The sequence below is a fragment of the Paraburkholderia aspalathi genome, assembly GCF_905220735.1.
Taxonomy (GTDB): Bacteria; Pseudomonadota; Gammaproteobacteria; order Burkholderiales; family Burkholderiaceae; genus Paraburkholderia; species Paraburkholderia aspalathi.
Genome location: NZ_CAJNBA010000002.1, coordinates 553681 through 573884, shown reverse-complemented (window position 1 = coordinate 573884; position 20204 = coordinate 553681). Strand labels below are relative to the sequence as shown.

At 61.1% G+C, this 20204-nt stretch carries 18 protein-coding genes; 7 read left to right on the top strand and 11 right to left on the bottom strand.

The window, feature by feature from the left end; translation table 11 throughout:
• Window positions 1–27: 27 nt before the first annotated feature.
• Window positions 28–819, bottom strand: coding sequence for an enoyl-CoA hydratase/isomerase family protein (locus tag KHO30_RS13355; protein ID WP_211701254.1), 792 nt, complete (start codon window positions 817–819; stop codon window positions 28–30).
• A 456-nt stretch (window positions 820–1275) separates the two neighbouring features.
• On the opposite strand from KHO30_RS13355, the gene KHO30_RS13350 reads away from it, so the two are divergent.
• Both KHO30_RS13350 and KHO30_RS13345 read left to right on the top strand, forming a co-directional pair.
• Complete coding sequence (locus KHO30_RS13350) at window positions 1276–2034, top strand: TetR/AcrR family transcriptional regulator (RefSeq protein ID WP_211701253.1); 759 nt, start codon at window positions 1276–1278, stop codon at window positions 2032–2034.
• A gap of 219 nt (window positions 2035–2253) precedes the next feature.
• Complete coding sequence (locus tag KHO30_RS13345; RefSeq protein WP_093640051.1) at window positions 2254–2859, top strand: FMN-dependent NADH-azoreductase; 606 nt, start codon at window positions 2254–2256, stop codon at window positions 2857–2859.
• A gap of 182 nt (window positions 2860–3041) precedes the next feature.
• Here KHO30_RS13345 and KHO30_RS13340 read toward each other — a convergent pair whose 3' ends face one another.
• On the bottom strand, window positions 3042–3746 hold the full coding sequence (locus tag KHO30_RS13340) for a Crp/Fnr family transcriptional regulator (protein WP_211701252.1): 705 nt from the start codon (window positions 3744–3746) through the stop codon (window positions 3042–3044).
• 210 nt (window positions 3747–3956) lie between these two features.
• On the opposite strand from KHO30_RS13340, the gene KHO30_RS13335 reads away from it, so the two are divergent.
• The gene (locus KHO30_RS13335) at window positions 3957–4724 is read left to right on the top strand and encodes a class II aldolase/adducin family protein (RefSeq protein ID WP_211701251.1); all 768 of its coding nucleotides are present in this window, start codon (window positions 3957–3959) and stop codon (window positions 4722–4724) included.
• Between the two features lie 47 nt (window positions 4725–4771).
• Window positions 4772–5815 carry a 2-dehydropantoate 2-reductase gene (locus KHO30_RS13330; protein WP_211701250.1) on the top strand — a complete coding sequence of 348 codons (1044 nt, stop codon included), beginning with the start codon at window positions 4772–4774 and terminating at the stop codon, window positions 5813–5815.
• Between the two features lie 7 nt (window positions 5816–5822).
• On the opposite strand, the gene KHO30_RS13325 is transcribed toward KHO30_RS13330, so the two are convergent.
• From KHO30_RS13325 to KHO30_RS13300, 6 genes are all read right to left on the bottom strand, one after another.
• Window positions 5823–7316, bottom strand: coding sequence for an aldehyde dehydrogenase family protein (locus KHO30_RS13325; RefSeq protein ID WP_211701249.1), 1494 nt, complete (start codon window positions 7314–7316; stop codon window positions 5823–5825).
• 63 nt (window positions 7317–7379) lie between these two features.
• Window positions 7380–8810 carry an amidase family protein gene (locus KHO30_RS13320; protein ID WP_211701248.1) on the bottom strand — a complete coding sequence of 477 codons (1431 nt, stop codon included), beginning with the start codon at window positions 8808–8810 and terminating at the stop codon, window positions 7380–7382.
• Window positions 8811–8862: 52 nt separating this feature from the next.
• The gene (locus tag KHO30_RS13315) at window positions 8863–9243 is read right to left on the bottom strand and encodes a cupin domain-containing protein (protein WP_093640070.1); all 381 of its coding nucleotides are present in this window, start codon (window positions 9241–9243) and stop codon (window positions 8863–8865) included.
• Window positions 9244–9318: 75 nt separating this feature from the next.
• The gene (locus tag KHO30_RS13310) at window positions 9319–10611 is read right to left on the bottom strand and encodes an NAD(P)/FAD-dependent oxidoreductase (protein WP_211701247.1); all 1293 of its coding nucleotides are present in this window, start codon (window positions 10609–10611) and stop codon (window positions 9319–9321) included.
• A 57-nt stretch (window positions 10612–10668) separates the two neighbouring features.
• The gene (locus KHO30_RS13305; RefSeq protein ID WP_211701246.1) at window positions 10669–12207 is read right to left on the bottom strand and encodes a DUF3138 family protein; all 1539 of its coding nucleotides are present in this window, start codon (window positions 12205–12207) and stop codon (window positions 10669–10671) included.
• A 35-nt stretch (window positions 12208–12242) separates the two neighbouring features.
• Window positions 12243–13364, bottom strand: coding sequence for a polyamine ABC transporter substrate-binding protein (locus KHO30_RS13300; RefSeq protein ID WP_211701245.1), 1122 nt, complete (start codon window positions 13362–13364; stop codon window positions 12243–12245).
• A 288-nt stretch (window positions 13365–13652) separates the two neighbouring features.
• Here KHO30_RS13300 and KHO30_RS13295 point away from each other — a divergent pair, with 288 nt between their 5' ends.
• On the top strand, window positions 13653–14495 hold the full coding sequence (locus KHO30_RS13295) for a helix-turn-helix transcriptional regulator (protein WP_093640082.1): 843 nt from the start codon (window positions 13653–13655) through the stop codon (window positions 14493–14495).
• Between the two features lie 19 nt (window positions 14496–14514).
• Here the strand turns inward: KHO30_RS13295 and KHO30_RS13290 are convergent, their stop codons facing one another.
• Window positions 14515–15363 (bottom strand): oxidoreductase, encoded by an 849-nt coding sequence (locus KHO30_RS13290; protein ID WP_211701244.1) that lies wholly within the window; start codon window positions 15361–15363, stop codon window positions 14515–14517.
• A gap of 113 nt (window positions 15364–15476) precedes the next feature.
• Between KHO30_RS13290 and KHO30_RS13285 the strand changes: the two genes are divergently transcribed.
• Window positions 15477–16418: a LysR family transcriptional regulator gene (locus KHO30_RS13285; protein WP_244864025.1), complete on the top strand. Its 942-nt coding sequence runs from the start codon at window positions 15477–15479 to the stop codon at window positions 16416–16418.
• On the opposite strand, the gene KHO30_RS13280 is transcribed toward KHO30_RS13285, so the two are convergent.
• Window positions 16415–17977 carry a class I adenylate-forming enzyme family protein gene (locus tag KHO30_RS13280; protein ID WP_211701243.1) on the bottom strand — a complete coding sequence of 521 codons (1563 nt, stop codon included), beginning with the start codon at window positions 17975–17977 and terminating at the stop codon, window positions 16415–16417. The genes KHO30_RS13285 and KHO30_RS13280 overlap by 4 nt on opposite strands.
• A gap of 159 nt (window positions 17978–18136) precedes the next feature.
• The gene (locus tag KHO30_RS13275) at window positions 18137–18580 is read right to left on the bottom strand and encodes a universal stress protein (protein ID WP_200619059.1); all 444 of its coding nucleotides are present in this window, start codon (window positions 18578–18580) and stop codon (window positions 18137–18139) included.
• A 325-nt stretch (window positions 18581–18905) separates the two neighbouring features.
• On the opposite strand from KHO30_RS13275, the gene KHO30_RS13270 reads away from it, so the two are divergent.
• Window positions 18906–20009: a TIGR03118 family protein gene (locus KHO30_RS13270; RefSeq protein ID WP_211701242.1), complete on the top strand. Its 1104-nt coding sequence runs from the start codon at window positions 18906–18908 to the stop codon at window positions 20007–20009.
• Window positions 20010–20204 lie beyond the last annotated feature (195 nt).

Here is a 20204-nt window from a genome sequence, read left to right as displayed (position 1 = left end):
ACCTTCCTTGAGACGAGATTTTTATCTTCAGGTCGATGTGCTTCTTCGGGGCGACTCAGAGTTTGCGATGAACTGTGCGACTCGCTCGGAAAACTCCTTCGTCGACGCGCATCGCAGGAACGCTTGTTTTTCCTGTTCAAGATGGCGCTCGAGGTTATCTTCAGCCACCATCCCAACAAGCGATTTCATTTCTCTGACCGCTGCGACGGGTACGTCGATGACTTTCCGCACAAGCGCCAGCGTGGCGTCCTGCAAGGAAGCGGGTTCGGCAATAATCTGGACGAGCCCTAGCTGCTTAGCCTCGTCCGCGGTCAACGAGTCACGCGTCAACAGGATCTCTAGTGCCCTCGCCGCTCCCAATCGACGCGCGAGATGAAACGAGAGACCCCCGTCACTGGATGTCCCCAGCTTGGCGTAGCCGACAACAAAGCGCGCCGTGTTCGATGCGACCACCAGGTCGCACGCCATTGCCAGCGAAAAGCCCGCGCCTGCTGCCGCCCCTTGAACGCTGGCGATTACAGGGATCGGCAAACGCCGCATTGTCACAATTGCAGCGTGCAGTGCGGTAATTAGCGATTCGAGGTAGGAATCGGAACGCTGCACGCCGTCGAATATCTGGCGAAGCTCGCCGCCCGCTGAAAATATCCTGCCCATGGCTTGAAGTATCACCGCGCGATACTTCGGCGCCCCCTCAACTTCGCGGAGGACGCCCATCAGTTCATCGCAGAACGCCTTGTCGATCGAGTTCGCGCGTGCTTCGTTCACCAGCGTAACGAAGGCGATGTCGTCACTTGATGTCAGCGTGATTTTGCTTTCCATCTGTCCTTGATCCGTGAATTGCATTTGAACCCCTGGACCAACCAGGTCATTTTCATTATACTTTACGATATGTCAATTTAAAAGGAAATTGAGCGGCAGAGGGCAACGGATCGACTGAGCACGCGGCATGCGCGATGCAATTTTTGTCTGACGATTTGGAACCGCTTTAGTCTTGTGATTTTTCGCCGAACCAACGGCATGCCTTGCTTCGCTCGAAGCTGTCGGCGCATCAAGCCGGCGGTCGTTAGATAGTGTGTTACTGTGCCGGCCAAATCGACTGTGCTCAGCGGGTTCAGCGCAGCCAGGCTTCGGCGGTGAGTGTGTGATACCGTTGTGGCGCCTGCCTTCGTTGACGGTCGCGGCCTGCCAGGCCTACCCGGCGTTGGTCTGTCTGAAGGCGGAAGGCACCGGAGCACAGAAGCAACGCAATAACGAATTTCCCAATCGAGAAACCAAATGGCGGACAGCGCAGGTTCCAAGAACGTTGGTAACAAAAGCAGACCAACCGAACTCAAACGTGCGGAGCAGCAGCGGGCGCAGGAAACCCGCTCCGCGATCCTGAACGCGGCACTTGCCGAATTCGCCACGAAGGGCTTTGAGGCTGCGAGTATTCGTAGCATCGCGGATCGCATCGGCCTGCAACATCCCCTTATCACCTACCACTACCGATCCAAAGACGTTCTCTGGCAGGCGGTGGCGGAGTTTGTGTTCGAACGCATTCGCCAGGAATGGGACATCAATCTGACGGATACGCCCCCTGCCATGGCGGCGGACCGGGTAAAACTCGTGTATCGCTCGTTGTTCCGGTTCACGGTGGATTTTCCCCAGTTTCACCGCTTCATGCTGCAGGAGTTCCTCGTGTACAGCCCGCGTTTGCAGTGGCTCGCGGACACGGTGCTCAAGCCGTTGATCAACTGGCTCATTCCACAGATTCGCGCGGCGCAAGATGAAAACACCTTGCCCAAAGTCGAACCGATCCTCCTGCATTACCTCATGATCAGCCTGACATCCACGCTCTCCGGATTCGGCCCGGAGATGCTTGCGACCAGCAATGTCTCGGCGTCCGATCCAGCCGTTGTCGATGCGTATTGGCAGATGGTCGAGACACTCGTCTTCAGCAAACAGCCGGAGACGCCCTGTGCGGACAAGGCCGAACCACGTTCGGGCAAGTCCGGTAGTCAGCCCCGCGCATCCGCGCGCGTGAAGAGCAGCTAAGGCATCTCCCGCTACTGCCGGGTTACCCCTCTCACTGGCAACGACTCGCGCATCCGCGAGTCGTTCGCGCCCTCAACTGATCTGCCGTCACGCCGTCAGGCATACATCTACTTAAACGATGGGTTTCATCTGAAAATATAGGCTATCCAGATTGCAGGTCGGAGCCTATCGTGCGGATTTCCGGCAGACGCTTCGTCTGCCACTTCGGAGATCACTTTCATGAAACTGCTACACGTAGATTCCAGCATCCTCGGACAAGGCTCTGTCAGCCGCGATCTGTCTGCGGAGGTTGTTGCGACCTTCCAGGCCAGCCGTTCCGACCTTACCGTCACTCGTCTTGACCTCGCCGCCACGCCGATCGGCCATCTGACGGGAGCCCACCTCGCGGCCGCGCAAGGCGCTCCGGTCGACGAGGCATTGAAGGCCGACGTCGCCCTGGGACAGGTCGCGCTCGAGGAGTTCCTGGCCGCCGACATCGTGGTCATCGGCTCGCCGATGTACAACTTTGGTGTGCCCTCCCAACTGAAGGCCTGGATTGACCGCATCTCGGTCGCCGGGAAGACGTTCAGCTACGGTGAGCACGGCCCGGTCGGACTGGCCGGCGGCAAGAAGCTGGTCATCGCCTCGTCGCGCGGTGGTGTTTACAGCGAAGGCTCGCCCGCCGCTTTCTTCGATCATCAGGAAACCTATCTGAAGGCGGCGTTCGGCTTCCTCGGCATCACGGATATCACCTTCATTCGCGCAGAAGGCGTGGCGATGGGTGAAGAGGCACGCAGTGGGGCCATTGCCTCGGCGAAGAAAGAGACCGCAGCGCTTGCCGCGTGAGATAGCTGCGCCATCGACGGGTTGCCAGTCGGGTTTCCGAATCGTGCCGGATGATGGCGCGTCAGGTATCCGCTTGCACCCGCTTGGTCAAAAGCACACGCAGCCCCTGCATGACCCACTCCATCCACAACAAAAGCGCATTCATCAGCAACACGCTCACCCACACCGCACCCGCGTAACAGTTACGGATTGAGATCGCCGACACTGGCTGCCCGCAAACGATCGAAATCGAGAATCGTAATTTCCCCCGATTTCAGGCTCACTATGCGTTGACTTTCGAGGTTCCTGAGCAATTGATTGATGGTCTGCCGCGACAGCGAAACCATCGAAGCCAGGCTGTCTTGCGAGACCCTGATCCTGCTCTGCGAGGCGTTGAGACCGCCATAACCGCTGGCGATCATCAGCAAACGGTTCGCCACGCGCTGCGCCGCGGGCAACAGGGTCATCGCTTCGGCGTTCTCGAACGAAACCCGAAGCCTTTGCGCCATCAACAACGCAAAATCGCGCCAATAACGGGGCGTGGATTCGAGCAGGTCCTGTAGCGCGGCTCCGGGCACGTGCAACAACAACGTCCTGCTGACGGCTGTGGCGTCGTTCGGCCGCGGCAGCCCGTCGAACATTGATATCTCCCCCACCCATGCAGTCGGTCCTAGCACCGCAAGCAACGCCTCTTTCCCATCCATCCCGACTGTGCCGATAGCAAGCGCGCCGCCCAACACGGCGTACAGGCCATAAGACTGTTCGCCACGCCGATACAGGGATTGGCCCTTTTCCAGCGTAAGCAGGCTGGCGTGGCCGATCAGATAGTCCCGCAACTCGACAGGCAGGCCCCGGAACCATGGGGTCGTTTCGAGTTGTGACCGGTAGCGGTGCAGGCTGGATTCCATGGGCGCGTCGACCTGTCGGGTATCCGACAGATTTTAGGCGGGTTCGCGAACATCATGTGGATTCGCACCTGACGACGCAATGACTTTCATCCTGCAGCACCTGCTGCGTCGCAGGCGCAAAATGAGCGAATTCGTAGGGTGCTATTCAGTGTTGTTCCGGGTTCTTCCAGGTTGTTCCATTGCTTGAACCATCGAATAAGGAGTGTCGACGTGGCCTCATCTGCTGTCAGTCTGAAGAACGACGTTTCACCCGCCGAATGGGATGCGCGAGTCAATCTCGCGGCCGCGTACCGTCTCACGGCGCTGTTCGGGTGGGACGATCTGGTGTTTACCCATATCTCGGCGCGAGTGCCGGGCCCCGAACACCATTTCCTGATCAACCCGTACGGCATGATGTTCGACGAAATCACTGCCTCTTCGCTGGTCAAGATCGACCTCGACGGACGCAAGGTCGTCGAATCGCCATACGACGTCAACCCGGCCGGCTTCACGATCCACAGCGCCGTGCATGCGGCTCGCGAAGATGCCCATTGCGTGATGCACACTCACTCGGTCAACGGCGTTGCCGTGTCGGCGCAGGAGGCGGGATTGCTGCCGCTCTCCCAACAGTCACTTGGCGTACTGGCGTCGCTCGGCTACCACGACTACGAAGGCATCGCGCTCAATGAAGCCGAGAAGCCCCGTCTCGTTCAAGACCTCGGAAGCAACACGTACCTGATGCTGCGCAACCACGGCCTGCTGACGGTTGGCGCGGCGCCGGCGGACGCCTTCGTCGCCATGTACTTCTTTGAAGCAGCCTGCATGATTCAGGTTCGCGCCCAGTCAGGTGGCGGCAAGCTCACGCCCATCCCGCAGCAGATTCTCGCCGGCATCAAGGAACAGATCCGGATGGCCACGCGGGGCCTTACACCCGGAGCGCTGGTATGGCCTGGGCTGTTGCGTCGGCTCGACCGCCGCAACCCTGGATATGCGGACTAACACGGTCCGCTCGCAAGATTAATCTGGTAAGTCACGTGAGAACCTGTATGGCAAAGATTTTTATCTACGGTGCCGGCTCAATTGGTTGCTATGTCGGCGGGCGGCTTCTTGCCGGAGGGAGCGACGTCAGTTTCATTGGACGTGCACGCATGGCCGACCAGTTGCGCAATCAAGGCATCACGCTGTCGCGGCACGACGATAGCCGCTGGCATGCCCCGTCGGAACGCATCGAGGTTTCGACGGATGCGGCCAGCGCCGCCGCAGCCGATCTCGTGCTCGTCACCGTCAAGTCGGCAGCGACGCCCGCCGCCGCTGCCGAACTGGCGAACGTGTTACGGCCCGGCACCATCGTCGTGAGCTTCCAGAACGGCATTGGAAATGCGGACGTGCTGCGCGCCGCGCTGCCACAGCACACGGTGCTGGAGGGGATGGTGCCATTCAATGTCGTCGAACGCGGCCCTGGTGCGTTTCATCAAGGTTCAGCGGGAGAATTGGAGATCAAGCATGCGCCGGCCATGCAACCGTTCGTCGACGAGTTCAGGAGAGCGGGTTTGCCGTTGATCCAGCACGCCGATATGTTGCCGGTGCAGTGGGCGAAGCTGTTGCTCAACCTCAACAATGCCATCAACGCGCTAGCGAACCGGCCTTTGAAGGAGGAGCTCTCGCAACGCGCCTACCGGCTTTGCCTCGCGATGGCGCAGAAAGAAGCGCTCGCGCTTCTGAAGCAGGCCGGCATACGGCCAGCCAGAGTGACACCGCTTCCAAGCACCTGGATACCACGTGTTCTGAGCGTACCCGATGCGTTGTTCGAACGGCTGGGCCGCGCGATGCTGACGATCGATCCGCTCGCGCGCTCGTCGATGTCAGACGACCTGGCGGCCGGGCGCGCCACGGAAATCGACTGGATCAACGGCGAAGTCGTGCGCCTCGCCCAGCGCCTTGGGCAAATGGCACCGGTCAACGCACGGCTATGCGAACTCGTGCGGGAAGCCGAGCGAGCCAACGTGCGCCCTTCATGGTCCGGCAAAGCATTGCTGGGTGAGATGCGGGCCGCAGCGCATATCGCTTTGCCATTGCCCGCAAAAATCTGAACATCACCTAGCGCAGCCGCACGATCGTCGACTTCAACTCCGTATACTTCTCGAGCGCGTGCAGAGACTTGTCGCGACCATTACCCGACTGCTTGTAACCGCCGAACGGAAAATTCATGTCGTCGGCCCCTTCGTTGTAGCCGTTGATCCAGACTGTTCCGGCCCGCAGACGCCTCGCCACCTCGTACGCAGTCGCCAGATCGCCGGACCATACGGCAGCCGCGAGGCCGTATTCGGTGTCGTTCGCGATGTGCACCGCTTCGTCGACGTGATCGAACTCGATCACGGAAAGAACCGGCCCAAAGATTTCTTCGCGGGCAATCTGCGCATCCGGCTTGACCTCGAACACGGTCGGTTCGACATAGAAGCCGCCGGTTTCCTCCCTGACTCGCGCGCCGCCCGTCACAAGCCGGCCTTCCCGGCGACCTGCATCGATATAAGCCGCCACGCGCTCGAACTGGATACGATCCACGATGGGCCCCATCGTCACAGACGGATCGAGCGGATGACCGGGTTCATAGGCACGCGCAGCGGCAGCCACCTTTGCGACGAATGCGTCCTTGATATCCCTGTGCACGAGAAGCCGCGAACCCGCCGTGCACACCTCGCCCATGTTGAAGAAAATCCCATCGGCGGCCGCCTTCGCTGCGCGATCGAGATTGGGGTAATCAGGCAGCACGATGTTCGCTGACTTACCGCCGAGTTCGAGCCACACGCGCTTCAGGTTGGATTGCGCCGCGCATTCCATGATCTGCCTTCCGGTCCTCGTCGAGCCGGTGAACGCGATGCAGTCGACGCCGTGATGCAGCGCAAGCAACCTGCCCGGTTCTGCGCCACCCGGCACGACGTTGAACACACCGGATGGCAGGCCTGCTTCGTGCGCCAGGCGGGCGACGCGAATCGCGGTGAGAGACGATTTCTCCGATGGCTTGAGAACCACACTGTTACCGACAGCAAGCGCCGGGGCAAATTTCCACGCCGCCATCAGCAGCGGGAAGTTCCACGGCACCACCGCAGCGACGACACCCACGGGCTCGCGTGTCACGAGACCAAGCAGATGATGGTCGGCCGGCACGACCTCGCCGCCCATCTTGTCGATCGCCTCGGCATACCATTCGACGCAATGCGCTGCAGCCGGTATGTCGATGGTCGTCGTGTCGCCGATCGGCTTGCCCGCGTCGAGCGTTTCGAGCAAAGCCAGTTCCTCGAGGTGCTCGCGCATCAATGCTGCCCAGCGCAATAGCACAGCCTTGCGATTGCGCGGATTCATGCCTGCCCATACCTGCGTATCGAAGGTCCGCCGGGCCGCCGTCACGGCCGCGTCGACATCCGCTTCACCGCAGTCAGCGACCTGGACCAGAACGCGGCCATCAATCGGACTGACACAGGCAAATGTCCTTTCGCTTTGCGCGTCGCACAGCGCGCCGTCGATGAATGCACGCCCTTCGATTTCAACGGCAGCGGCTTTATCTTGCCAATCTGAGAAAGTTTGCTTATTCATCAGGATGCCTATATTCAATGTTGTTTGACAGACACGCCATGTCTCTCGTCGCTTACTCTCGGCTCAACCCGCGCGGCGCACAGCAGAACCGACCGGATCAATTGGCGTACAAGTTCCCGCACGTGCCTCGATCGCTTCACCCGCGGCGAGACACAGCGCCTCCTGAAAGCGGCCGGCAACAAGCTGAACACCCATTGGCACGCCATCGCGCACGCCTGTCGGCACGGACAACCCCGGCAATCCGAGCAACGCAGTCGCGAGCAGCGGACTTTGCACGTCGATGATGTGCCGCATCGCCTCGTCGCCGCGCTGGTCCTCATCGATCGGGAACGGCTGCGCGCATGAGACCGGCATCAGCAGCAGCGGATAGCGTTCGAAGAAACGCTGCCATTCCCGTAACAGGCCGGTGCGCCGCGCCAGACCATTCATGTAGCCGTGCAGGTCGAGCGGCGCGGCAAGCCGGCGCTGGCTGCCGAACGCCGTACGAATCGCATCGTCGCCATGCTGCATGATGACGTCGCCGAGCCCACTCCTCGCTTCGTTGGTGACGAGATCCAGCCACAGCGCGCTCGCTTCGGCCATCTGCGGCGGCACGGCTTCTTCGACGATGCAACCCGCCTCCTCGAGCCAGCCTGCCGCCTGCCGGATCGCGTCGACGACCGCGGCATCGGAACGAACGCCCGGCAGTTCCGCACAGACGGCGACACGCGCAGGAAACGGCGCGCGCTGGCCGAGCGGCTCTACCGGCATCCACCATGCGTCGCGCGAATCGCCGCCCGCCATCGCCTCCAGTGCAATGCGCAGGTCGCCGACAGTTCGTGCCAGCGGCCCCTGCACCGACGCGAGCTGGACTGCAAGCGTCCGGTCCTTTACCTGCGTCGGGTTGTACGCGGGTACACGACCGGCGCTCGGCCTCAGTCCGGCGACACCGCACGCGTAGGCCGGATAGCGGATCGAGCCGCCCAGGTCATTGCCGTGCGCGATCGCGCCGATGCCAGCGGCGACCGCGGCCGATGCCCCACCACTTGAGCCCCCGGGCGTCAACTGCGAATTCCACGGATTCAGCGTGCGGCCATGCAGGTCGTTGTCGGTGAACCAGCGATATGAAAACGCCGGTGCGTTACTGCGGCCGATCACGATCGCACCGGCTTTGCGCAGGTTTGCGACCACGGGGCTGTCCTCGCTCGCGACGAGGTCCTTGAACGCGCTCACACCGTTGGTGGTCGCGTAGCCGGCCATGTCGACATTGATCTTGACCGTCACCGGCACGCCGTGGAGCAGTCCGACCGGTTCGCGCCGTGTGATCGCCGCATCGGCCTGCGACGCCGCATGCAACGCGCTGTCGGCCAGCACGTCGACAATCGCGTTGATGCGCGGATTCACATCCTCGAGCCGCTGTAGACAACTCTGCGTGAGTTCCGTCGACGACACATCGCGACGCGCGACGCGTTCGACCATTTCCGTAGCGCTCAGGCGCCACAAATCCTGCCTCATGTCCTGCTCCTGGTTGATTCTGATGATTGACGTTGCAAGTCGAACGGTCGCGCTATGCGTCGGATAGCTCGACTTGCGGGGCGTGCGACGCGTAGATCTTCCTGCACGCCTCCACGACCTCCCATGTGCCGCGAAAGCCGGAAGGAATCACGAAGCGATCCCCGGCGCGCAGCACCTTTTCGCTCCCCTGCATGTCACGCACGATCACCACGCCACTTAGCATCTCACAGTACTCGGATTCGTCGTACTCGATCGTCCAATGGCCGGGCGTGCTCTCCCAGATGCCGGAGCTGAACTGTCCGCACGGACTGATGTAGTGATGCGTGAGCGTCTGCATCGGATTGCCGGCCAGCAGCAGTCCACGCGGCACGCGGGATTGGGTGAGCTCCGCGGGGTCCCGCATCAGGTCCACGATATGGGTGATGTCTGTCATAAGCGCCTCGAAGGTGTGCAATGTTCGATATGGGTGAGTTGCCGTGCGGCCGGACGCGCGTTAGGCCAACGCGGCTCAAAACGCGTCCATCATCCGGTGCCAGGTCATCGCGAGCATCAGCATCGGCGAGCGCAGCAGTCGTCCACCTGGAAAGTCGCGGTGCCGGATCTTGCCGAACAGGTCGAAGCTGGCTGCCTGCGCATCGATCGCTTCCGCGATGAGCCGGCCTGCGAGCCCCGTGACGTTCACGCCGTGTCCGGAGAACCCCTGCGCGAAATACACGGTCGGCTCGAGTCGGCCGAAATGGGGCGCCCGATTCATCGTCGCGTCGACGAAACCGCCCCACGCGTAGTCGATCTTCGCGTCGGCGAGTTGCGGAAACGTCTTCAACATATCCCGCCGCATGGCGGCGGCGAGTTCGCGCGGCGTGCGGGTCGAACTGCTCGCCCTGCCGCCCCACAGCATGCGGCGATCCTTCGTCAAGCGGAAATAGTCGAGCGCCGCGTTGCAGTCGCTGATCGCTGCATCCGTTGGCATCGTGTCGCTCGCCCTCGCGTCACCGAGCGGTTCGGTCGCAATCAGGTACGTCGCCACCGGCATGATCTTGCGCGCCAGCGCCGGTGCGAGCCGGCCGAGGTAGGCGTTGCCCGCGAGCACGACGTAGCGCGCGTCCACCTGTCCGCGCGCGCTCGTCACGCGATGGCCTTGCGCGGTCTTGCCGATCGCCTGCGCGCTCGTGTCCTCGTGGATCGACACCCCGGCGTCGCGTGCCGCGCGCGCCAGACCTAGCGTGTAATTGAGCGGATGCAGATGACCGCTGCCGTCATGGTGGAGCCCGCCCAGGTAGCGATCCGAAGCGACGACCTGGCGCATCTCGTCACGCTCGACATACCGGTACCCGCGATAGCCGAAGCGCAGCTCGGCGGATTCTGCCCACGCACGCAGTGTGTCGACATGGCGCGACTTGTTTGCCGCGGTTAGATAGCCCAACGTCAGGTCGCAATCGATCCGATGCTTTGCGACCCGCTCCTTGACGAGCTCCACCGACTCGAGCCCCATCGCCCAGATACGCCGCACGTCCTCTTCCGGCATGCAGGACGAGAACGTATCGATGTCACACGAATACCCCGCGATAAGCTGGCCGCCGTTGCGTCCGCTCGCACCCCAGCCGATCTTCGACGCCTCGAGCAGCACGACCGAGTAGCCGCGTTCGGCGAGATTGAGCGCGGTGGAAAGGCCGGTGAGTCCACCGCCGATCACGCAGACGTCGGCAGACACCGATGCATCGAGCGGTTGATGACACGTCCGGTCGTTCGCGGTAGCCGCGTAATACGATGGGACGTGTGCCTGATTTTCAAACTTGAGCATGACAAAGCCTCGCGGTCGGCGGCGCCCCTGTTTCCTCGGGCGAGTGCCGGCATCGCATCAGAAAGAGTAGAGGAATTGCGCGGCAAGCAGGTCGTTCGACTTCGCATACGTACCGTCATTGCGCAGGAACACCTGACGATTTGCCCAATCGTGCCGGTATTCGACCTTCACCGTGATCTGTTGGGTCGGATAGAACAGCAGGTCGAGCGCCACATCCTGGTGCGTCGCGCCCTTGCATTCGAAGCCGTGATTGCTCGATGCCGCGAGGCAATTCACGTCGATGCCGAAGCCGTTATACGGATCCATCCCGTTGCCGTTGAGGGCGATCCCACCGCCCCCGCCGCCGTTCTTGCTGTCGACCAGAAGGTCGTAGCGGGCCGTCACGCCCATCCGTCCCACCACCGGCAGCCTGAACTTCCGGTGCGCGAGCAGTGACAGTCCGTACCACTGCGCCTGGCCGCCGTTCCACGCGGCATTCTGCTGCTGGCCGTAGTCGATTTCGGCGTTGTACTGGACGTCGGCCAGCGCATATGTCATATCGGCTTCCGTGAAGAAGAACGTGCCGTAGCCATTTGGCGCCACGCCACCCCAGCCGTAGCTGACCGAGCCTGTCGACGGGTCGATCGCGCTCGGCAGCGTCTGCCGGCCGATGGCGAACGAGCCGCCGACGTCGAGCTGACTGCCACGGAAATAGTCGACCCGCGCGCTGAACGTCGGCATGCGGTTGCTCGTCGTGATCGGATCCCCAAACGCGTTTGTGCCGGTCTGCGTCACCGAGCCGGCGGTGCGGAACTGCTCATTGCCGAGCAGGAACTTCCATGCCCACTGGTCGCCGGTGTAGTTAACGCCAGCGCCGATCGAGCTACCCGGATCCGAGAAGTCATACAGCAGGTTGTGCGTGAGCGTCAGCATCTGGTTCGACTGCTGCATCTCGTAGCCGCTCAGCCCCGGCATCAGGCCGGCGACGACGGACGTCGTCGGCGTCAACGGCACCGTCGCGATCGCCGTGTTCAGAATGTTGAGCCCGCTGTCGCCGTGTTCGTTCATCAGATACATGCCGGCGCCACGGTTCGGCGCCAGGGTCACCTCGACGGAGGGCGCCATCGGACCGACGCCGAACATCTTCTTGATGTCGAGGTACAGATCGCCAAACGTGCTGTTGTAGTACTGGTACGCGTTTTCGTGGTTCGCAAACTGGAACGACGACGAGCTCGCCGCACGGTTATACAGATAGGTGGGATCGATGTAGCCGGTCACCGACAGTCCCGCAATCGGGCCGGTCTGAGCGGCGTCGGTCAGCGCGTCGACTTTCAGCTGCTGGTTCGCGGTCTGCTGCTTCAACTCGGCAAGGTCGTCGTTAGTCAGCACCGCTGGCGCCTGGCCGTAGTCCGCCGACGACGGATCTGCAGCGGCCGCATTCGCCGGCGCCGGCTTGGACACGGGCTTCGCGGCAAGCTGCGACTGCAGCCCCTTTACCTCCTGCTGCAGCGCGGCGAGTTGCTGCTGTAGCGCCTTGATCTGATCACCGGTCGGACTCGCTGCGGCCAGCCCCGGCAGCACCCCGGCCACCAGCACGCTGATTAACCTCTTCTTCATGAAACGTCTCCCTGTTGTTATTTGATTTGGAATCCTTAACCGCCTGATTTCAAGCGCAACCACAAACGGTTCTGTAGCCGCGTGAGCTCCGCGCTTATCGGCATCGCGAGCGACATTCTGGCGAGCACGCTGTCAGACAGGTAGACGTCCGGATCCTGGGATATCTCCGGCTTCACGAACGGGCGCGCGGCCTTGTTCGCGCTCGGGTAGGCAATCTCGTTCGTGATTGCCGCGTTGGTCTTCGGGTCCTCGATGTAGTTGATCCACTTCAACGCCGCCTCGGGATTCGGCGCATCCTTCGGAATCGCCATCGCATCGAACCACAGCAGGCCGCCTTCCTTCGGATTCACGTAGCGGATCTGATATGCGTGTTTCGCCTCCGCCGAACGCCGCCCCGCGAGGCTGACGTCGCCGGACCAGCCGAGCACCACGCACACGTCGCCATTCGCGAGATCGTCCGCGTAGCCCACTGAATTGAATTGCGTGATGTACGGACGAATCGTCTTCAGCAACTCGTAGGCCGCCTGATAGTCCGCCGGGTTCTTGCTCTCCGGATCCCGGCCCATGTACTGGAGCACCGCTGCGAATGCCGCATCAGGCGCGTCGAGCAGCGACACGCCACAGCCCTTCAGCTTCGACACATTCGCCGGATCGAACAGCAACGCCCAGCTGTCGGTCGGTGCATTGTCGCCAAGCCGCTTCCTGACGGCCTCAACGTTGTAGCCAACCCCTGTCGTGCCCCACGCCCACGGCACGCCGTACTGGTTGCCCGGATCGGCCTTCGCCATCATTTTCATCAGCGCCGGGTCGAGGTTCACGAGGTTCGGGATATTCGATTTGTCGAGCTTCTGGTAGACGCCCGCCTGGATCTGCCGCGCGAGGTAGTTCGACGTCGGCACGACGATGTCGTAGCCGGAACTGCCGGTGAGCAGCTTGGTCTGCAGCGTGTCGTCGCTGTCATAACTGTCGTAGCGCACCTTGATGCCGCTCTGCTTCTCGAAGTTCGGCACCGTGTCCTTCGCGATGTACTCGGACCAGTTGTAAACGTTCAGATTGGTGTCGCCGGCCAGCGCGGACTGGCTAGCCGCGAACGCGAGGCTGGCTGAGGCGGCGAACACGATCCTGATGAGCGGACAGCGACGGAAACGGGCACGCATAGGAATCTCCAGATAGTGTGAGTCGGCCGCTCCGATCCATGCGGATGCCGCCGGCAAGCAAACTCGTTAGTACGTCGCGAGGCGATCGTCGACGTTGGGACTGAACGCCGGGTCTCCTTCGTTTCAGCTTGTAGAGCACTGTAAAGATCCCCATACGGGTCGTCTGTCCCGGGAACAAAGGACAAGCGTCATCATCGATAACAGTGGTTTGGGTGCATTCCCGTGTAGGCACCGGGAATTTGTCGTGATACGAGTAACGCTACCCAGAATTAATCGAGAACAGAAGTGATGAACGCCGCGCCCTCTTCCCCGGATCTCCAGCTCAGTCAAGTCGCGTTCGTGACCGAGACCTTGGGCGACATCGCGCAGGCCGTCGGCGCTCCGCAGTTCATTGAGGTCGTGTATGACAGTCTCGTGCGCTTCGTCGACTTCGACGCGGTGCATCTGGACTACGAGCGTGTGTCGCCGTCCGGCCAGCGCAGCGTCGGCTGGATCGGGAGCTTCGGTCGCGATCGTGAGCTCGTCGAACAGGTGATGCGGGACTACTACCGCAGCTATGCGAGCGAGGATGCGACCTATGAGGGAATCGGCGACAAGCGCGATGTGCAGGTGATCCAGATCTCCGCGCAGAAGGTGGCGAGCGAGCTCCGGCATCTGTTCTTCGACATCGGCAACATCCACGATGAATGCGTGGTCTTCGGCGTGACGAACGGCACGCGATACTCGATATCGATGGCGCGCTCACGGCGCCTGCCGTCGTTTTCGCTGAAAGAACTGAGCCTGCTGAAGCAGTTCGCGCACGTCGTGCTGCCGCTCGCGGCGGTACACAAGCGGCTGATCGGCGCGATCTCGCCGGACGACGGCCGCCCGGATACGTCGGACAACAATCTGCTCGCGCAGTGGCTGCCGCATTTGCACGGCAAGCTGACGTCGCGCGAAACGCACGTGTGCTCGTCGTTTATTCAGGGAATGACGACACCGGCGATCGCGCAATCGATGGGACTGAAGCCTTCGACCGTCGAGACCTATGCGAAGCGGGCGTTTGCGAAGCTAGGTGTCGATTCGCGGCGACAGTTGATGGCGCTCGTGCTGAAGAACGCACCACTGCGGTATGGCAGCGATGGGGCGTAATGGAGGCCTCCATAGGACCCTACCCCGCCTCGTCAAACGCAGTACTTCGTGAGAGCGTCTCCCACGCATCAAAATCCTTGTGCAGGGCAGCAAGCTGTTTGTGCGCAAGGTCAAGCGCGTCGGCGCCCAGCAACAGATGCAAGGGTGGCCGCTCCGCCTTTAATGCTTCAATGATTGCGAGCGCGCCTTTCGCCGGATCATTGTGTTGCTTTCCATGCGAGTCGAGCAGCGCGTCACGTTGCTTGCCCAATGTCCCGGCAAACTCGGGAATGCGAATTCTGGATTGCCGCATCGAACGGCCGCGAAAATCAGTCCTGAACGCGCCGGGCTCGACCACCGTCACGCCGATGCCGAACGGCGCCATCTCTTTCGCGAGGGTCTCCGAAAGGCCCTCAAGCGCGTACTTGCTCGCATGGTAGTAGCCGACGTTCGGAAAAGTGGTGAGCCCACCGATCGAGCTCACGTTGACAATATGACCTTTGCCACGGTGACGCATCCCCGGTAGCACAGCCTGCATCAAGGCAATGACGCCATGGACATTGGTATCGAACTGCGCGCGAATCTCGGCATCCTCGCCCTCCTCGATGGCCCCGATATAGCCATAGCCCGCATTGTTCACGAGTACGTCGATCCGACCGAATCTCTCATGCGCCGCTTTCACCGCAGCGCTGATCTGTGCGGACTGGGTCACGTCGAGGCCGACAGCCATCGCCCGGTCGCCGTAATGCTCGACAAGGTCGCGAACGGAAGCGGGCCTGCGAGCTGTAACAACGGCACGATAGCCGTGTTCAAGCACCTTTTCGGCCAGCGCCCGACCCAGACCGGAAGAGCTACCGGTAATCAGCCATACGGAATTATCGTTAATCATCCTTCCTCCGCTTCATTTCAGATTATCGACACCGCCTGGCGCACGATGTCTTGACCTCCAGAAAGGATAGATGCGACGATTCATTCAATCATCACGGATAATTCGCATGAGTCATGCAAGCAGATAAAACGATCTCGCATGGGGTCCTGGATGACCTCTCGGCCTTCGCCGTCGTCGCGCGGCTGCGCAGCTTTTCCCGTGCGGCCGCTGAACTGAACGTGTCCAATTCAATGCTGAGCTATACGATCAAGCGACTTGAAGACCGCCTCGGCTACCCACTCCTTCGACGAACCAGCCGCAGCGTTGCACCCACCGCTGAGGGGCAAACGCTCCTGCTGACGCTCGAACCTGCTCTCGGTGCGATCGACGGCGCCTTGGGAGACCTCAGTCGAATCCGCGATCGCATTTCAGGCACACTCCGAGTCACCGCCACTCGGCAAGGGTATGAGGCCGTGATCCGTCCGGTGCTAGCCGACTTCTGCACGACCTATCCGGAAGCGACCGTCGAGGTCATCATCGACTATGCGTTCAGGGATCTTGTTGCCGGGCGTTTCGACGCCGGCATCCGGCTGGGCGAGAAACTCGAACAGGATATGGTGGCTCTGCCGGTCGGGCCGGCCCTCAGGATGGCTGTGGTCGCCTCACCGGAATATTTGTCGCGACACTCTGCTCCCAGTACGCCGGACGATCTTCAGCATCACCAATGCATCAATTACCGGATGGAAACGGCAGGCAGCCTCTATTCATGGGAGTTTGAAAACGGCGGCCGAAAATTGAAGGTAACGCTGTCGGGACCGCTGACATTCAATGAGCCGGATCTGATGCTCGAGGCCGCGATAGATGGTCTTGGCGTAGCGTACGTGTTGGAGCATGAGGCAGCGGTCGATATCAGGACTGGACGTCTGGTCCGGGTGTTGGAGGACTGGTGCCCTCCCTTCCCCGGATTCTTCCTCTATTACCCGTCGCGCAAGCAGGTTTCTCCTGTGTTGGCGGCGTTGTTGAAGCACTTGCGTTACTCAGAGAGACGACCGGATCAGCAGGCGACATCCGCTTAGGCCGCGCGCGAATCGTCCAGACGCTCGCCGATTGCTCTTAGCCTCGCCCGATCCACTTTGCCTAACGAATTACGCGGCAACTGATCAACTACGATGAGCCGCTCCGGCATCTTGTAGCGCGCCACTCTGGTGGACAGATCGTGCAACACGTCCTCGACCTGAGTCGCGGCTTCGGTCAGTTTGACGAAGCCGATCACGCGCTGACCGAGGACGGCATCCGGCACGCCGATAATCGCTGCCTCGCTCACGCCGCGATGGACAGTAAGGGCGTGTTCGATTTCGGTCGGCGAGATGTTCGACCCGCCGCGAATGATCAGGTTTTTCTTTCTGGCGACATACCAGAAATCGCCGGCCTCATCCTGGCGCATCACATCGCCGGTAGCCCACCAGCCGTCCTTGCGCGCATCGTCGATGCGCCCCGGGCCGAGCCAATAGCCGATGAATACGTTCGGACCGCGCAGCAACAACTCGCCCGCTTCGCCGCGTCTGACGGTGTTGCCTTCTTCATCGACGAGGCGAACCCGATCCATATCGACCGCGCGGCACACCGGCCCGGTATCGAATCCATAGGTGAACGTGCCCGCGCTTTCGCTCATCCCAAGGAAGTTGCGCATCCTGACACCGAACACGCGCAAAAACGCCTCCTGCAGATTCGGCGGTGTCGTGTCGCCGCCGACGAGACAGGTGCCCAGTGACGCGACGTTGCGTCGCCGCGCAACCTGCTGGGCCATCGCTTCCGAATACATGAACGGCAGCCACATCAGCATCGTGCAGCGCTGCTGTTCTATCAGGTCAAGCGCGGCCGCAGGCTCGAATCGATCCATCAGGACGCAGGTGCCGTTAGTGGCAAGCGTCGCCAGCGTAGTGAACAGCCCCGCCCCATGCATCATGGGCGTGGCAATCAACGCGACCTCGTACGGCTTTAGCGCGATGTCCTGGCATGCTTGCGTCATCGCGCACATCGTCCGCGGCGTATGCGTGACGAACTTCGGTTCGCCCGTCGTGCCGGACGTTGACAGCAGAAGCGCAGGTTCATCCAAGCGCACTGGTGCGAGCGGCACCTCGTCTGCATGGTGTTCGATCAACTCGCTCCATGCTCTGGCGCGTGTATCCAGCGACGAGCCGTCAACGAGAAAGCACTTGTCCGCATCGAGAATCGAAGCATCCATGCCGGCGATCGCGCCGTATAGTTCAATCTGGCCCAGGTACAGCGAAACCTGAAGCCGTCGCAGTTGCGGCTCGAGTTCAGCGCGTGTGAGCCGGGTGTTCAGCGGCACGGCCATCACGCCTGTCAACATGCACGCGTAAAACGCGGCGACGGTTTCCGGTCTGTTCGTCAGGTGCAGTGCGACTCGATCGCCCGGTTTCACACCCTGAATGAGCAGACCTTGCGAAAGTCTTCTGACGTACCGCGTCAGACGATCGTAGGTCCATGCATCATCGCCAGCGATCAGCGCGATGGCGTGAGGGCGCGCTGTGGCAGAGTCGATCAGAAGTTCGTATAACGTAACGAGTTGCGGCGTACTTATTGATTTGGGGCGTGTTCCGGGACAAGACATGGCGCGTTCTCTAAAAGTCGATTGGCTGTCGACGACAGGCCTATCCTGACAACAGGTAACGCTGGCAAATTATTCCGGCAGTTGCGCTGCGGCCAATTACCTTTTCCGTACCATTTCCCCCACCAATGACAACCGCGTATCTATCCGTAGCGCCATCATCTAATCTAACGGCACTGTAATAACAGCACGCCCTGCGGCGCGTTTCACAAGCTCCGTGTGGTTGGATGGCTGGCTCCACCACCTTGCCAGTCCGCGCGGATTGCGGTGACCCAGCACAAGCAGATCCGCGTTGAGCAAGCCTGCGTACCTGGCCATGCTATCGACCACGTTACCCGCTGCAACATATCCACGCGCAACCGTTCCGCTCTCTCTTAGGTGGTCCAGCGCTTCTTTCAGGACCTGCTTCGCCGCGCCTTCCATTTGCGAACACGCCATGTCCGATAGGTATCCGACACTGCAGCCGACAGCCGAGCCAATATCCACAACAGAGAGGACATGAACAGTAGCGGTCAACGCATATCCCAAACGGGTCACGCGCAGTAAGGCCAATCTGGATTCCGGCGATCCGTCGTAGTAGACGAGCAGATTGAAGTGGTCAGGCATAGGGTCCTCGAATCGTGTGATGAAGGGCGTTGCGGCGGTTCTGCCTTTTCCACAACACCGTTGACCGATGAGGTATTCCAGAACAACGCAAGGTTTCTTCTCGCCTGAGACTGTTTTCCGTCGTGGAATAAAAACGCAAGCCCAGACGTTCGGAGAGGGACGATTCAGAGCCAACGAGATTGGGCAATTCAATCTGTGGAATTCCTATTCCCTGGTTGCACGCCCATTCCATTGCGCGCTCCCGGATCGTTCGTTCGCGTGCATCGCAGGTGGAGAGAGACGATTGCGGCGGGCGCCACTCCGAATACAAGAGGAATCCGCGAAAATGAAACTGCGTCAAAAGACATTTATTGCCTGGTCATTCGCCGCTTGCACGGCAACGCTCACCGCGTGCGGAGGCAGCAGCAGCGACAATTCCACGCCGCCAGCCCCGGTCACTGGGCCTTTCAAGGCCACCGTGCTGGTTTCCGACGGCAGTGTGAGCGCACCGAACACAGACGCCAATCTCAAGAACGGCTGGGGCATCGCATTCAACCCAACCGGCGTCATGTGGGTATCCGACAACAATACGAAAAAGTCGACGCTCTATGACGGCAACGGCGTCGTGCAGTCGCTCGTCGTAACGATTCCGCCCGCGGCAAGTGGGCAGGCTGCCGGTCCGACGGGCATCGTGTTCAATACCAGCACCGATTTTGCAATTAGCGCAAACGGCGCCACAAGCAACGCGCTCTTCCTTTGGGCCACCGACGCGGGCACGATCGCCGGCTGGTCGCCGAAGGTGTTGCCGACGCAAGCAGTTAACGCGCACGACGACGGCACTGGCGGCGCGGTCTACAAGGGTCTCGCCATTGGGACGAATGCCGGTCAGAACCTGCTCTACGCGGCGGACTTCCATAACGGCAAGGTCGATGTGTTCGACAAGTCGTTCAACAAGATCCAACTCGATGGGCAATTCAAGGATCCCAGCCTGCCTGCCGGCTTGTCCCCTTTCGGAATACGTGTGGTCGGTACAACCGTATATGTGACGTTTGCGAAGCTCGGTCCCGATGGACACACGCAGGTGAACGGCCCGGGCAACGGCGCCGTCGACGCGTTCGACACGGCCGGGCATCTCACGAAGCGCATTGCCCAGGGCGGTTCGTTGAATTCGCCCTGGGGTCTTGCGGTGGCGCCGGCTAATTTCGGTGCACTGAGCAACGATCTGCTGGTCGGGAATTTTGGCGATGGCACCATCGACGCGTTCGACCCGAATTCCGGTGCGTTCATCGGCGCCATGACACAAACGGACGGATCGACATTCAAACAGCCGGGTATCTGGGGCATCTCGTTCGGCAACAACGCTGCCAATCAGCCGCTCAATACCTTGTTCTTCGCTGCCGGCCCGACACCGACGACTGGCGTCTATGGTCGGATCGACGTCAACCAATAACGAACAGGCGGAGGCGGCGGACGCTCTGACCGCCGACCCCAACCGCGATCTTCTCATTGAAGCCGTTTTATTCCGCGACGAGGTGACAGGATCCACGGCTCACGGCGAATAGATTCCATTGGGCGGCCAGGCGGCGAAACGTACCCTGCTCTATACTCGTCAGCTTTCTGGATCGGCGAGTTTCGCTTTCACGCT

Bases quoted from the DNA above. Each gene is read 5' to 3' on its own strand.
- KHO30_RS13300 (WP_211701245.1), bottom strand. From the start codon at position 13,364: ATGCGTGCCCGTTTCCGTCGCTGTCCGCTCATCAGGATCGTGTTCGCC.
- KHO30_RS13345 (WP_093640051.1), top strand. From the start codon at position 2,254: ATGAAACTGCTACACGTAGATTCCAGCATCCTCGGACAAGGCTCTGTC.
- KHO30_RS13320 (WP_211701248.1), bottom strand. From the start codon at position 8,810: ATGAGGCAGGATTTGTGGCGCCTGAGCGCTACGGAAATGGTCGAACGC.
- KHO30_RS13355 (WP_211701254.1), bottom strand. From the start codon at position 819: ATGGAAAGCAAAATCACGCTGACATCAAGTGACGACATCGCCTTCGTT.
- KHO30_RS13295 (WP_093640082.1), top strand. From the start codon at position 13,653: ATGAACGCCGCGCCCTCTTCCCCGGATCTCCAGCTCAGTCAAGTCGCG.
- KHO30_RS13305 (WP_211701246.1), bottom strand. From the start codon at position 12,207: ATGAAGAAGAGGTTAATCAGCGTGCTGGTGGCCGGGGTGCTGCCGGGG.
- KHO30_RS13310 (WP_211701247.1), bottom strand. From the start codon at position 10,611: ATGCTCAAGTTTGAAAATCAGGCACACGTCCCATCGTATTACGCGGCT.
- KHO30_RS13315 (WP_093640070.1), bottom strand. From the start codon at position 9,243: ATGACAGACATCACCCATATCGTGGACCTGATGCGGGACCCCGCGGAG.
- KHO30_RS13340 (WP_211701252.1), bottom strand. From the start codon at position 3,746: ATGGAATCCAGCCTGCACCGCTACCGGTCACAACTCGAAACGACCCCA.
- KHO30_RS13280 (WP_211701243.1), bottom strand. From the start codon at position 17,977: ATGTCTTGTCCCGGAACACGCCCCAAATCAATAAGTACGCCGCAACTC.
- KHO30_RS13285 (WP_244864025.1), top strand. From the start codon at position 15,477: ATGCAAGCAGATAAAACGATCTCGCATGGGGTCCTGGATGACCTCTCG.
- KHO30_RS13270 (WP_211701242.1), top strand. From the start codon at position 18,906: ATGAAACTGCGTCAAAAGACATTTATTGCCTGGTCATTCGCCGCTTGC.
- KHO30_RS13330 (WP_211701250.1), top strand. From the start codon at position 4,772: ATGGCAAAGATTTTTATCTACGGTGCCGGCTCAATTGGTTGCTATGTC.
- KHO30_RS13290 (WP_211701244.1), bottom strand. From the start codon at position 15,363: ATGATTAACGATAATTCCGTATGGCTGATTACCGGTAGCTCTTCCGGT.
- KHO30_RS13350 (WP_211701253.1), top strand. From the start codon at position 1,276: ATGGCGGACAGCGCAGGTTCCAAGAACGTTGGTAACAAAAGCAGACCA.
- KHO30_RS13325 (WP_211701249.1), bottom strand. From the start codon at position 7,316: ATGAATAAGCAAACTTTCTCAGATTGGCAAGATAAAGCCGCTGCCGTT.
- KHO30_RS13275 (WP_200619059.1), bottom strand. From the start codon at position 18,580: ATGCCTGACCACTTCAATCTGCTCGTCTACTACGACGGATCGCCGGAA.